We start from the raw sequence: 13,167 nt of genomic DNA, 5'->3' as shown, positions 1-13,167 counted from the left end.
GGAACCATGAACCTGGCTGCTGAGGTCCAGCAGGCATCCGGGGTCGCGAGCATGGCCTGGCTGCTGCTCGTGCTCCCCGCGTTCGGGGCCGCGGTGCTGCTGATCGGCGGCAAGCGGACCGACAAGTGGGGGCACCTGCTCGGCAGCGCGACGGTCATCGCCGCCTTCGTCTACGGCGTGGTGCTCTTCCTGGACACCAAGTCCCTGGGCGCCGAGGACCGGCTGCGCGATGTCCACCTGTTCGACTGGATCCCGGTCAACGCCCTCGACGTCGAGTTCGGACTGCGGGTCGACCCGCTGTCGCTGACGTTCGTGCTGCTGATCACCGGGGTCGGCTCGCTGATCCACATCTACTCCATCGGCTACATGTCCGACGACCGGAACCGGCGGCGCTTCTTCGCCTACCTGAACCTGTTCGTCGCGGCGATGCTGCTGCTGGTGCTGGGCAACGGGTTCGTGACGCTCTACTTCGGCTGGGAGGGCGTCGGCCTCGCCTCCTACCTGCTGATCGGCTGGTACCAGGACAAGGACTTCGCGGCCACCGCGGCGAAGAAGGCGTTCCTGATGAACCGGGTCGGCGACGTCGGCCTGGCGCTGGCGATCTTCATCATGTTCAAGACCATGGGCAGCACCCAGTACGACGTGGTGTTCGCCCAGATCGGCAACCAGTCGACCGCCACCGTGGTCTCGATCGGCATCCTGCTGCTGCTCGGCGCCTGCGGTAAGTCGGGCCAGTTCCCGCTGCAGGCCTGGCTCCCGGACGCGATGGCGGGCCCGACTCCGGTCTCCGCGCTGATCCACGCCGCGACGATGGTCACCGCGGGCGTCTACCTGATCGCCCGCTCCAGCCCGCTGTACTCGCTGCCGCAGGCCGAGGACGCCCGGCTGGTCGTGATGATCGTCGGCGCGGTGACGCTGCTGATCGGCTGCGTGATCGGCTGCGCCTACGACGACTTCAAGAAGGTGCTGGCCTACTCGACGGTCAGCCAGATCGGCTACATGATCCTGGCCGTGGGCCTCGGCCCGGCCGGGTACGCCTTCGGCATCCTGCACCTGCTCACGCACGGCTTCTTCAAGGCCGGGCTGTTCCTCGGCGCCGGTTCGGTGATGCACGGGATGAACGACGAGGGCAACATCCGCCGCCTCGGCGGGCTGGCCCGCAAGATGCCGATCACCTTCGTCACCTGGACGCTGGGCTACCTGGCGCTGATCGGTTTCCCGTTCCTGTCCGGCTACTTCTCCAAGGACGCCATCATCGCCGCCGCGTTCAGCGAGGGCGGCGGCCGCGGCTGGGTCTTCGGCGGCATCGCGCTGCTGGGCGCCGGCCTGACCGCGTTCTACATGACCCGCCTGCTGATCCTGGTGTTCTTGGGCAAGCCGCGCTGGGAGAACCTCAAGAGCGAGGACGGCCGGGCCTACCACCCGCACGAGTCCGGCTGGACCATGACGCTGCCGATGATCGTCCTGGCGGTCGGCTCGGTCGGCGCCGGTGCCATCCTCTCCGGCATCCTCCCGGAGTGGCTGACCCCCTCGATCGGCGAGCTGGTCGAGGAGCACGGTCCGCTCTCGCACACCCTGATCGCGGTCCTGACGGTGGCCATCTCGGCCATCGGCGCGGCCACCGCCTTCGTCGTGTTCGGCCGCCGCGAGCAGCCGGTCACCCGCCCGGCGCGGGTGTCCTTCCCGGTCCGCGCCGCGCGCGCCGACCTCTACGGCAACCACCTCAACGAGGCGCTGTTCGCCCGCCCCGGCGTCTGGCTCACCAGGTTCCTGGTGTTCGTCGACAACCGCGGCGTCGACGGGCTGGTCAACGGCATCGCGGCGGGCCTGGGCGGTAGCTCCGGCCGGTTGCGCAGGCTGCAGACCGGCTTCGTGCGCTCCTACGCGCTGTCCATGCTCGGAGGGTCGATCCTGGTGATCGCCGCACTGCTGATGGTGAGGTTCGCATGACCACGTCCGGGACCGGTTCCTGGCTGCTGGCGGCGTTGCTGCTGCTGCCGCTGGTCGGCGCTGCGGTCGTGGTCGCGCTGCGCGGCAACGACCGCACCGCCAAGCTCGCCGCGCTCGGCTTCTCGGTCGCCGAGTTCGTCGTGGCGCTGGTGTCCTGGGCCAACTTCGAGCCCGGCGGCGCCCGCCTGCAGCAGTCGTTCTCGTTCGACTGGATCCCCGCCTTCGGCGTGCACATCTCCTTCGCCATCGACGGCATCGCGCTGGTGATGATCGCGGTCATCGGGCTGCTGGTGCCGCTGGTGATCGGCGCGGGCTGGGCGGACAAGCTGCCCGAGGGCCGCACCAAGGGCGGCTTCTTCTCGCTGATCCTGCTGGAGCAGGCGCTGACCGTCGGGGTGTTCGCGGCCACCGACGTGTTCCTGTTCTACGTGCTCTTCGAGATCATGCTGATCCCGATGTACTTCCTGATCGGCTCCTACGGCGGCGCCCGCAGGCAGTACGCGGCGGTCAAGTTCTTCCTGTACTCCTTCCTCGGCGGCCTGATCATGCTGGCCTCGGTCATCGGCTGCTACGTGCTCGCCGGGGACGAGCTGGGCAAGGGCACCTTCGACTGGGCCACCCTGGTCCAGGTCGTGCACGACGCGCCGCTGTCCACCCAGATCTGGCTGTTCCTCGGCTTCTTCGTCGCCTTCGCGATCAAGGCGCCGCTGGTGCCGGTGCACACCTGGCTGCCCGACGCCACCGCCGAGGCGCCGATCGGCGTCGCGGTGCTGCTGGTCGGCATCCTGGACAAGGTCGGCACCTTCGGCTTCCTGCGCTACCTGCTGCCGATGTTCCCGTTGGCCAGCAAGGAACTCGCGCCGCTGGTGCTGGTGCTCGCGGTCGCCGGGGTCATCTACGGCTCGCTGCTGGCGACCGGGCAGCGGGACATGAAGCGCTTCCTGGCCTACGTCTCGATCGCCCACTTCGGCTTCATCGCGCTGGGCATCTTCGCGTTCAGCTCGCAGGCGATGACCGGCTCGGTCACCTACATGATCAACCACAGCATCGCCACCGGCATGCTGATCCTGGTGGTCGGCATGGTGATCAGCCGCGGCGGCGGCTCCTCCCGGGTCGCCGACTACGGCGGCATGGCCAAGCTGACCCCGCTGCTGGCGGGCGTGCTGCTGATCGCGGGCCTGAGCTCGCTGTCGCTGCCGGGCACCAACTCCTTCGTCAGCGAGTTCCTGGTGCTCATCGGCTCGTACCCGAACGCGCCCGTCTACACCATCATCGCCACCGTCGGCATGATCTTCGCCGCGCTCTACGTGCTCTGGCTCTACCAGCGGATCATGCAGGGCCCGCTGCGCGGCAACGCGCTGGTGGGCGAGGAGCCGCTCGCGGGTCCGAGCACCGGCACCGCGGGCGGCGTCGGCACCCTGGTGGACTCGGCCGTCGGCGCGAAGAAGGCGATCCTCGACCTGAACCTCCGGGAGAAGGCGGTCCTCGCGCCGCTGATCCTGCTGATCGTCGGCCTGGGCCTGTTCCCCAAGCCCGTGCTCGACACCGTGACCCCGACCGTGGACGCCACGATGTGCGCGGCGGGCCTGGTCGACCCGGTCCAGTCCGCAGAGAGGCAACTGCAGTGTCCGTGATCTCTTCGGTGCTCCTGCTCGCGCAGGAGCAGCAGCCGACCGCGCCCGCCAAGGTGGAGGCGCCACCGGTCGGCGCGATCTGGCCGATCCTGATCGTGCTCGGGGCGGCGTGCGTCGGCGTGCTGTTCGAGGCGTTCCTGCCCCGGCACCAGCGCTGGCCCGCGCAGGTCGTGCTCTCGCTGCTGACCGTCGTCGGCGCGGGTATCGCGCTGGTGGCCTACGCCACCGACGCCCCCGCGGCCGGTGAGCTGGCCATGAAGGGCACCCTCGCGGTCGACCGCCCCGCGCTGTTCCTGTGGGGCACGCTGCTGGCGCTCTCGCTGGGCGCGGTGCTGCTGATCGCCGACCGCTCGGTCGAGCCGGGCGGCGCGTTCGTGGCCAGCGCGGCGATCCGGCCGGGCACCGTGCAGGACCGCGCGCAGGTCGCCTCGACCGGGATGCAGACCGAGGTCTTCCCGCTGACGCTGTTCGCGCTCGGCGGCATGATGATCTTCTGCGCGGCCAACGACCTGCTGACGATGTTCATCGCGCTGGAAGTGCTGTCGCTGCCGCTGTACCTGATGTGCGGCCTGGCCCGCCGTCGCCGCCTGCTCTCGCAGGAGGCCGCGGTCAAGTACTTCCTGCTCGGCGCGTTCGCCTCGGCGTTCTTCCTCTACGGCGTCGCGCTGCTCTACGGCTACGCGGGTTCGGTGCGCCTGGCCGACATCTCCGCCGCCGCCGCGGGCACCGACCGCTCCGACACGCTGCTGTTCGCGGGCATGGGCCTGCTGGTCGTCGGCCTGCTGTTCAAGGCGTCGGTCGGCCCGTTCCACACCTGGACCCCGGACGTCTACCAGGGCGCGCCGACCCCGGTCACCGCGTTCATGGCCGCCTGCACCAAGGTCGCCGCGTTCGGCGGGATCCTGCGCGTGCTGCAGGTCGCGTTCCAATCGACCAACTGGGAGTGGCGCGGCGTGCTCTGGGGCGTGGCCATCGTGTCCATGGTCATCGGCGCCGTCCTCGGCCTGACCCAGACCGACGTGAAGCGCATGATCGCCTACTCCTCGGTGGCGCACGCGGGCTTCCTGCTGATCGGCTCGATCGCGCTCACCGAGAAGGGCCTGTCCGGCACGCTGTTCTACCTGCTCACCTATGGCTTCACCACGCTGGCCACTTTCGGCGTGATCAGCCTGGTGCGCGACGCCTCCGGCGAGGCGACGCACCTGTCGCAGTGGGCGGGCCTGGCCAAGCGCTCGCCACTGGTGGCCGCGGTGTTCACCTTCCTGCTGCTCGCGCTGGCGGGGATCCCGCTCACCAGCGGGTTCGTCGGCAAGTTCGTGGTCTTCGAGGCGGCGATCGACGACGGCATGGCCCCGCTGGTCGTGGTCGGCCTGGTCGCCTCCGCGGTCGCGGCGTTCTTCTACCTGCGGGTGATCGTGCTGATGTACTTCAGCGAGCCCGCCGCCGACGGCCCCACGGTCACCGTGCCCGGCGCCTTCACCACCGCCGCGATCACCCTGGGTGTGCTGGTCACCCTGCTGCTGGGCGTCGCGCCCGCGTTCGCGCTCGACTGGGCCTCCGGGGCCGTGTTCGCGATCCGCTAGTTCCACTGTTCTTCCCACTCGAAGGCCACTTCCGCGGTTCGCGGAGGTGGCCTTCGAGACATCCGGGGCAGGTGCGCGGGTGCGGGCAAGTACGCTCGGGAGTCAAGAGCCACAGCTGATCAGGAGTGCCGCTGACGTGACTGCCACCGAGAACTCCGTCGGAGCGCTGTCCAGATCACTGGGCCTCGAGCACGCCGACCCGGCACTGGTCCAGCTGATCAACGACGGCCTCGTCCGGGTCGAGGACCTGCTGCGGTCCGTCGTGCACAGCGACTTCGACTTCGTCGACGAGGCCGCGCTGCACCTGGTCAAGGCGGGCGGCAAGCGCTTTCGGCCGCTGTTCACCCTGCTCGCCGCGCAGCTCAACGACGGCAGCACCGACGAGGTGATCGCCTCCGCCGCCGCGGTCGAACTGGTCCACCTGGCCACGCTCTACCACGACGACGTCATGGACGAGGCCACCATGCGCCGCGGCGACGAGAGCGCCAACGTCCGGTGGAACAACTCCGTGGCGATCCTGACCGGCGACTTCCTCTTCGCGCACGCCTCGATGCTGGTCGCCGACCTCGGCGCGCTGGCCACCCGGGTGATCGCCGAGACGATGCGCGAGCTGGTCACCGGCCAGATGCGCGAGACGGTCGGCCCCGGCGACGACGACCCGATCGAGCACTACCTGTCGGTGATCGGCCAGAAGACCGGGTCGCTGATCGCCACCGCGGCCCGCTACGGCGCCATGTTCTCCGGTGCCCCCGCCGCGCAGGTCGCCGCCCTGTACCGCTTCGGCGAGGTCCTCGGCGCGGCGTTCCAGATCTCCGACGACGTCATCGACATCGCCTCGCCCGCCGACGAGTCCGGCAAGACCCCCGGCACCGACCTGCGCGAGGGCGTGCGCACGCTCCCGATGCTCTACGCGCTGGCCGACGGCGCCGACCCGCGGCTCACCCAGCTGCTGGCGGGCCCGATCACCGACGACGCCGAGGTCGAGGAGGCGCTGACCCTGCTGCGCGGGTCCTCGGGTCTCGAGCGCGCGCGCCGGACGCTGGACTCCTACGCCGACCGCGCCCACGCCGAACTCTTCTCGTTGCCCGAGGGACCGGCTCGTGACGCACTGGAACTGCTGACACGTTATGTAGTCGAGCGAACCCGGTAAGGCACAGATTTCTTCAACGGACTGTGACGTACCGTTGAATTGCGCGGCGCGCTGCCAGTCGTCCCTTGGACGGCAGTAACCTCCCCTAGGCTTGGACAACCGTGTGACGCGCCGCCTTGGCGCGGCCGGGAGGGAGACGTCGGCGATGCCGTTCTTCGGGCAGGTGTGGGTGTGGAGCCTCGCCGGTTTCCTGGTCGGCGCGGTGCTCTGCTGGGCGCTGATCGCCAACCCCGCCCGCAAGCGCGTCACCGAGCTGGAGGGCAGGCTGGCGGGCGCGCGCAAGCGCGAGGCCACGCCTGCCGCCGACCCGGAGCCGACCACGCGCGAGCGCGGCCCGTCCTCGCTGGTCCCCGGTTTCGGGACGCACGACGACCTGCGCCCGGTCGGCGAGCCCGCGGCCGACCGCGACGGCGCCGACGACATCCGCCGCGGTCTGCTCACGCTGCCCGACGACGACGAGGACGGTCTGCGCGCGTTGCCCGCGCCCGCCGCCGACTCGCACACCGACTCCGGGTTCGAACCGGTCGACCTGTCCCGGTCCGAGGCCACGCAGTACATCCCGGCCACCGACCGCTCCGAGCTCGAACCGGACCGGCCCGAGTGGGTGGGCGACCGCGACGACGCCGAGCTGGTCGACGACCTCGACGGCACCGAGGTCGACGACCTCGACGAGGCCGCGGGCGACGAAGCCGACGAGACCGACGAGACCGAGCCCGCCGCTCTCGCCGAAGGGGACGAGGACGCGGCGGACGAGGCCGCCGACTACGAGCCCGAGCACGAGTCCGACCACCACTACGGCGACGACACGGGCACGATCTTCACCCAGCACACCACGCCGATCCCGGGTGAGCTGATCCGCCGCATCGATGCCGAGGGCAAGGCCGAGGCCGAGGACCACGCCCTGGTCGACGACCTCGACGATGAGCTGGACGGCGAGCTGGACGAGGTGCCCGCGGCCGACGGCTACGCGAACAGCGGCGTCCTCGGCGGCCACTACGACGACGACACCGCCGACGAGGCGCCCGCGATCGCCGCGGTCGACGCCACCGCGTTCGTCGAGCCGGTCCGCGCCCAGCAGCCGGACGCGACCGAGACCCAGTACGTCGAGCCGGTCCGCGCCGAGGACGAGCAGCCCTACGCGCCCGAGCCGAGCCTGGCCGACCGCTACCGCCGTGACGACCCCGAGCGCCCCGGCGACACCGGCGGCTATGCCGAGTCCGAGACCGCGCCCGCGCTGACGCGCCGCTACGCCGACCCGGTGGTCGCCCGCTTCACCGAGCCCAAGGTCGAGCCGACCCACCGCTACGCCGAGGACACCCCGTCCCGCGCGAACCGCTACGCCGACCCGGCGACCGCGTACGGCGAGTCCGACAGCGCCTACGCCCAGCACCTGTCCGACTCCGCCGCCCAGACCAGCCGCTACGCCGATCCCGTCGACGCGGCCGAGTCCACCGGTGAACCGGAGGCGGAGGCCACTCGGTACGTCGACCCCGGCGCCCGCCGCTACACCCAGCCCGTCGCGGACCCGGTCGAGGACACCGACGAGGCCGAGTCCAGCACCGGCTACGCCGACCCGGACCGCTACGCCCAGCCCGACGAGGAGCAGGCAGACCAGCCCGCCGCCCACGAGGCCGGCTACGCCGATCCGGGTAGCCGCCAGTCGGGCCCGGCCGCACGCTACGCGCGGTCGGAGGCCGATCCGGTCGAGTCCGAGTCCGCCGCGCCCGGCTATGCCGAGTCGGGTGGCCGCGAATCTGGTCTGACCAGCCGTTACGCGCGGTCCGATGTGGACGAGACCGCCCCCGGCGCCCAGCACGCCGATCCTGGTGGCCCGCAGTCGGGCCGGGTGGGTCGCTACGCGCGGTCCGAGGCCGACGCGGTCGACACCGAGTCCACCACTCACGGGGCCGGCTACGCCGATCCTGGTGGCAGGCAGTCGGGTCGGGCGGGTCGCTACGGGCAGTCCGAGCCCGACGCGGTCGAGTCCGAGTCCGCCACCCACGCTGGCTACGCCGGTCCGGGTAGCCGTCAGTCGGGCCTGGCCGCTCGCTACGCGCAGTCGGAAGCCGATGCGGTCGAGTCCGAGTCCGCTACCCGCCAGCCCGGCTACACCGATTCCGGCAGTCGCCAGTCGGGCCTGGCCGCCCGCTACGCGCGGTCCGAGGCGGACTCCGCCGACCACGCGGAGTCCAGCCGCTACGCCGAACCCGAGGCCCAGTCCGCCGCGGCCCAGCACGTCGATTCCGGCACGCGCCAGTCCGACCTGTCGGGCCGCTACGCGCAGCCGGACACCGATCCCGCCGAGTCCGGCCGCTACGCCGACCCGCGGCCCGCCACGGGCCGCCCGGGTAACCGCCACCCGGTCGGGCGCTACGCCCAGGCCGACACCGAGTCCGCTGACGCCGCCGAGTCCACCGGCCGCTACGCCGATCCCGAGTCGCGCACCGCGGGCCGCTACGCCGGTTCCGGGTACACCGACCCGTCTTCCGAGCCGCGGTACGGCGAGTCCGAGGAGGAGCCCGCGGCCGAGGTCGAGCCGAGCGGGCCCGCGCACGCCGCGACCGAGGTCGCCGAGCCTGCCCACGCGCACGCCGGGGCGGTCGAGCAGACCGGGTTCCAGCAGCCCATTTCGCCCACCGCCGCCTATGGCCAGGCGCAGCCGGGAAGGACGTCGAACGTGTTGCCCAAGCGGATTCCGTCCAAGCCGCAGAACCGTTTCCCCTTCGGCGTGCAGACCTCGCCCACCGCCGCCCCCGCGCCGACGCCCAGCGTTCCCGCCACCGCACCCCAGCCCGCGCCCGCCGCGTCGGCCACCGCCGCGGCCCCGGTCACCTCGTCGGCGCCGAGGACCCCCGACCGCGAGCGGTCGCTCTTCGAGCCCATCCTGCCCGCGGACGAGGCCGCCGCCGAGGCGAAGGCCGTCCCGCCGCCGCCGCACCGGTTGCGCGGTGCCCGCACGTTCCAGCAGTCGTCCTCCGGTGTCGACCCGTTCGTGCCGCCCGGCCCGTTCGGCCCGGGGTCGGCCATGCCGCTGCCCGGTGGCCGCTCGCCGTCGAGCGAGTACACGATCAAGGCCAGCGTGACCGCGCTGCGCTACTGCTCCCCGGACTCGCCGAAGTTCGACCGCACGGTCGCCGAGGTCTGGTTCCGCTCGGTCGCCGACGCCGAGCGGGTCGGCTTCCGCCCGCTCGCCTGAGTGGCAGTGATCCACCCGGGGTGATACAAGGGTCTCGCGGCCTGCCCAATCCCGGCCGCGGGGAGGATCCCCGGTGAGGCGACCGGTTCTGTGGTGCGTGCTCTCGTTCCTGCTCGGTGCGGCGGCCACCTGGTGGCTGCGCTCCCGGCAGTCCACTGTGGACGACAAGGCCTGGGTCGACGACACCCCCACCGGCCGCATCCCGGTGCTCGCCGACGACGAGGTCACCCGCCACTCCGGCACCCTCGACGACGCCCTGCACGAGGCCGCCGCCGCGGGCCCCGACGGCCTGGCCCCCTCGGACGAGTACACCGTCAAGGGCATCCAGGGCGTCTTCCACACCACCGAGTCCCCCGACTACCCCCAGATCACCGCCACCGTCTGGTTCAAGACGGTCACCGACGCCGAACGCGCCGGCTTCGTTGCCTGGAACGCCGAGTAGACCCGAGGCTCAGCGCGGAGACCCCCGGTGGCCTCCGCCCCGGATCCGTGGTCAAGAGCGGCTGCGGCAGGCGGACAGTCTCCCGGTGCGGTCGACACGTGCGCTCCAGAACGCGGCCGCGGCCGTTGCGGTGCGCGTTCGGCCCGGCCGAGCTGTTCGAGTCGGGTCACCTCGATCGGCGGTCCGGTCTCAACCGCCCCGAACGGCCAGAACCCCGCCCGCGGCGAGCGCGGACGGGGTTCCAGTCGAGCGGGGACCTCAGGCGATGACGGTCCAGGTGTCCTTGCCGCGCAGCAGCGCCGCGAGGTCCGCGGGCTTGGCCGCCTTGGCGTCCTCGACCTGCGCCCGGGCCTGGTCGTCGTAGGTGGCCCGGCGCACCGAGCGGAACACGCCGGTGACCGTGTGGCTCAGGTCCTGGGTCGAGAGCCGCGACAGCGCGAAGGCGTACGACGGGTCTTCCAGGTGCGCGTCGTGCACCACCAGCGCGTCCTCGCCGACCTCGCTGACCTTGGCCACCTCCAGCGACCCGAAACCGGCCCGCACGACGCCGAACTCGCCCTCGGCGCCGAACCGGATCGGCTTGCCGTGCTCCAGGTCGATCAGCCGCTGGGCGGCCTCGCCCGGTTCCTTGAGCACGTCGAAGGCGCCGTCGTTGAAGATCGGGCAGTTCTGGTAGATCTCCACCAGGGCCGACCCGCGGTGCTCGGCCGCCTGGCGCAGCACCTCGGTGAGCCCCTTGCGGTCGCTGTCCAGCGCGCGCCCGACGAAGGTCGCCTCGGCGCCCAGGGCCAGCGAGACCGGGTTGAACGGGTGGTCCAGCGAGCCCATCGGGGTGGACTTGGTGACCTTGCCCGGCTCGGAGGTGGGCGAGTACTGGCCCTTGGTGAGCCCGTAGATCCGGTTGTTGAACAGCAGGATCTTGAGGTTCACGTTGCGCCGCAGCGTGTGGATCAGGTGGTTGCCGCCGATGGAGAGCGCGTCGCCGTCGCCGGTGACCACCCACACCGACAGGTCCGGGCGCGCGGTGGCCAGGCCGGTCGCGATCGCCGGGGCCCGCCCGTGGATGGAGTGCATGCCGTAGGTGTTCATGTAGTACGGGAACCGCGACGAGCAGCCGATCCCGGAGACGAACACGATGTTCTCGCGCTTGAGGCCCAGCGACGGCAGGAACGACTGCACGGCGTTGAGCACCACGTAGTCACCGCAGCCCGGGCACCAGCGCACCTCTTGGTCGGACTTGTAGTCCTTGGCCTTCTGCGGCTCGTCGGTCGTCGGGACGCCCGCGAGCCCCGGGAGGCCCAGGTCGATGGCGGTCATGCGGCGTCAACCCCCTTCACGATGTCGGTGAGCACGTCCTGCAGTTCCTCGGCCTTGAACGGCAGTCCGGCCACCTTGGTGTAGCTGATGACGTCGACCAGGTACTTCCCCCGCAGCAGCAGCGCGAGCTGCCCGAGGTTCATCTCCGGCACGACGACCTTGTCGTAGGAGCGCAGGACCTCGCCCAGGTTCTTCGGGAACGGGTTGAGGTTGCGCAGGTGCGCCTGGGCCACCGCGTGCCCGCGCTTGTGCACCCGGCGGCAGGCCGCGCCGATCGGGCCGTAGGACGAGCCCCAGCCCAGCACCAGCACGCGCGCCTTGCCCGAGGGGTCGTGCACGGTCAGGTCGGGCACCTCGATGCCGTCGATCTTGGCCTGGCGCAGCCGGACCATCCGCTCGTGGTTGTCCGGCTCGTAGGAGATGTTGCCCGAGCCGTCGGCCTTCTCCAGGCCGCCGATGCGGTGCTGCAGGCCGGGGGTGCCAGGGATCGCCCAGGCGCGGGCGAGGGTCTCCGGGTCGCGCACGTAGGGCCAGAAGGTGCCGTCCGGCCCGTTGGGCTCGGTGGCGAACTCGACGGTCAGGTCGGGCAGGCTGTCGACGTCCGGGATCAGCCAGGGCTCGGAGCCGTTGGCGACCGCGCCGTCGGAGAGCAGCAGCACCGGGGTGCGGTACTTCAGCGCGATGTGGGTGGCCTCCAGGGCCGCGGCGAAGCAGTCGGCGGGCGACTGCGGGGCCACGATCGGCACCGGCGACTCGCCGTTGCGGCCGAACATCGCCTGCAGCAGGTCGGCCTGCTCGGTCTTGGTCGGCAGACCGGTGGACGGCCCGCCGCGCTGCACGTCGATGACCACCAGCGGCAGCTCGGTCATCACGCCCAGGCCGATGGTCTCGGACTTGAGCGCCACGCCCGGCCCGGAGGTCGAGGTGACCCCCAGCGCGCCGCCGTAGCTGGCGCCCAGGGCCGCGCAGATGCCCGCGATCTCGTCCTCGGCCTGGAACGTGGTGATGCCGAACTGCTTGTACTTCGACAGCTCGTGCAGGATGTCCGAGGCCGGGGTGATCGGGTAGGTGCCCAGCAGCACCGGCAGCTTCGACTGCTGCGCGGCGGCCACCAGCCCGTAGGCCAGCGCGGTGTTGCCGGTGATCTGGCGGTAGGTGCCCGGGGCGAGCTTGGCCGGGGCCACCTCGAAGGTGACCGCGAACGCCTCGGTGGTCTCGCCGTAGTAGAAGCCCGCGCGGAACGCGAGCACGTTGGCCTCGGCGATGTCGGGCTTCTTGGCGAACTTCTCGCGCAGGAACCGCTCGGTGCCCTCGGTGGGCCGGTGGTACATCCACGACAGCAGGCCGAGGGCGAACATGTTCTTGCAGCGCTCGGCGTCCTTCTTGCCCAGCCCGGTGTCGGCGAGCGCGCCCTGGGTGATGGTGGCCATCGCGACCTGGTGCACCTGGTAGGCGGCCAGCGAGTCGTCCTCGAGCGGGTTCGCCGCGTACCCGACCTTGGTCAGGTTGCGCTTGATGAACTCGTCGGTGTTGACGATCAGCGTGCCACCCGCGGGCAGGTCGGCGATGTTCGCCTTGAGCGCGGCGGGGTTCATCGCGACCAGCACGTCCGGCCGGTCGCCGGGGGTGAGGATGTCGTAGTCGGCGAAGTGCACCTGGAAGCTGGAGACGCCCGGGATGGTGCCCTGGGGCGCGCGGATCTCCGCCGGGAAGTTGGGCATCGTCGACAGGTCGTTGCCGAAGGCAGCGGCCTCCGAGGTGAAGCGGTCGCCGGTGAGCTGCATGCCGTCACCGGAGTCCCCCGCGAACCGGATCACCACCCGGTCGAGTTTGGTGACCGCTGGCGGTCGCTGGGCCCCAGTGGCCGCAGTGCCACCGTCCACACCTGTGCTCAT

8 protein-coding genes are annotated in these 13,167 nt (G+C 71.4%); 6 read left to right on the top strand and 2 right to left on the bottom strand.

What is annotated here, in order from left to right:
• Positions 1–6: 6 nt before the first annotated feature.
• The 6 genes from nuoL (at position 7) to QSK30_RS17990 (ending at position 9,955) form a co-directional block, all read left to right on the top strand.
• Positions 7–1,950 carry an NADH-quinone oxidoreductase subunit L gene (gene nuoL / locus QSK30_RS18015; protein WP_285504230.1) on the top strand — a complete coding sequence of 648 codons (1,944 nt, stop codon included), beginning with the start codon at positions 7–9 and terminating at the stop codon, positions 1,948–1,950.
• A complete protein-coding gene (locus QSK30_RS18010) occupies positions 1,947–3,584 on the top strand; it encodes an NADH-quinone oxidoreductase subunit M (RefSeq protein ID WP_285504198.1) in 1,638 nt (545 codons plus the stop codon). The genes nuoL and QSK30_RS18010 overlap by 4 nt, the downstream gene beginning before the upstream one ends.
• A gap of 14 nt (positions 3,585–3,598) precedes the next feature.
• Positions 3,599–5,167 carry an NADH-quinone oxidoreductase subunit NuoN gene (nuoN, locus tag QSK30_RS18005; RefSeq protein ID WP_285504228.1) on the top strand — a complete coding sequence of 523 codons (1,569 nt, stop codon included), beginning with the start codon at positions 3,599–3,601 and terminating at the stop codon, positions 5,165–5,167.
• A 136-nt stretch (positions 5,168–5,303) separates the two neighbouring features.
• Positions 5,304–6,317, top strand: coding sequence for a polyprenyl synthetase family protein (locus tag QSK30_RS18000; protein ID WP_285504195.1), 1,014 nt, complete (start codon positions 5,304–5,306; stop codon positions 6,315–6,317).
• A gap of 145 nt (positions 6,318–6,462) precedes the next feature.
• Positions 6,463–9,513, top strand: a complete 3,051-nt coding sequence (locus tag QSK30_RS36895; protein WP_352231586.1) for a sunset domain-containing protein — start codon at positions 6,463–6,465, stop codon at positions 9,511–9,513.
• Between the two features lie 73 nt (positions 9,514–9,586).
• Positions 9,587–9,955 carry a sunset domain-containing protein gene (locus QSK30_RS17990; RefSeq protein ID WP_285504193.1) on the top strand — a complete coding sequence of 123 codons (369 nt, stop codon included), beginning with the start codon at positions 9,587–9,589 and terminating at the stop codon, positions 9,953–9,955.
• Between the two features lie 258 nt (positions 9,956–10,213).
• Here the strand turns inward: QSK30_RS17990 and QSK30_RS17985 are convergent, their stop codons facing one another.
• Positions 10,214–11,272 (bottom strand): 2-oxoacid:ferredoxin oxidoreductase subunit beta, encoded by a 1,059-nt coding sequence (locus tag QSK30_RS17985; RefSeq protein ID WP_285504192.1) that lies wholly within the window; start codon positions 11,270–11,272, stop codon positions 10,214–10,216.
• The gene (locus tag QSK30_RS17980) at positions 11,269–13,167 is read right to left on the bottom strand and encodes a 2-oxoacid:acceptor oxidoreductase subunit alpha (protein WP_285504191.1); all 1,899 of its coding nucleotides are present in this window, start codon (positions 13,165–13,167) and stop codon (positions 11,269–11,271) included. Before QSK30_RS17980 ends, QSK30_RS17985 begins: the two co-directional genes overlap by 4 nt.

The organism is Actinokineospora sp. NBRC 105648 (genome assembly GCF_030269645.1).
Taxonomy (GTDB): Bacteria; Actinomycetota; Actinomycetes; order Mycobacteriales; family Pseudonocardiaceae; genus Actinokineospora.
This window is presented reverse-complemented; position numbering and strand designations above follow the sequence as displayed.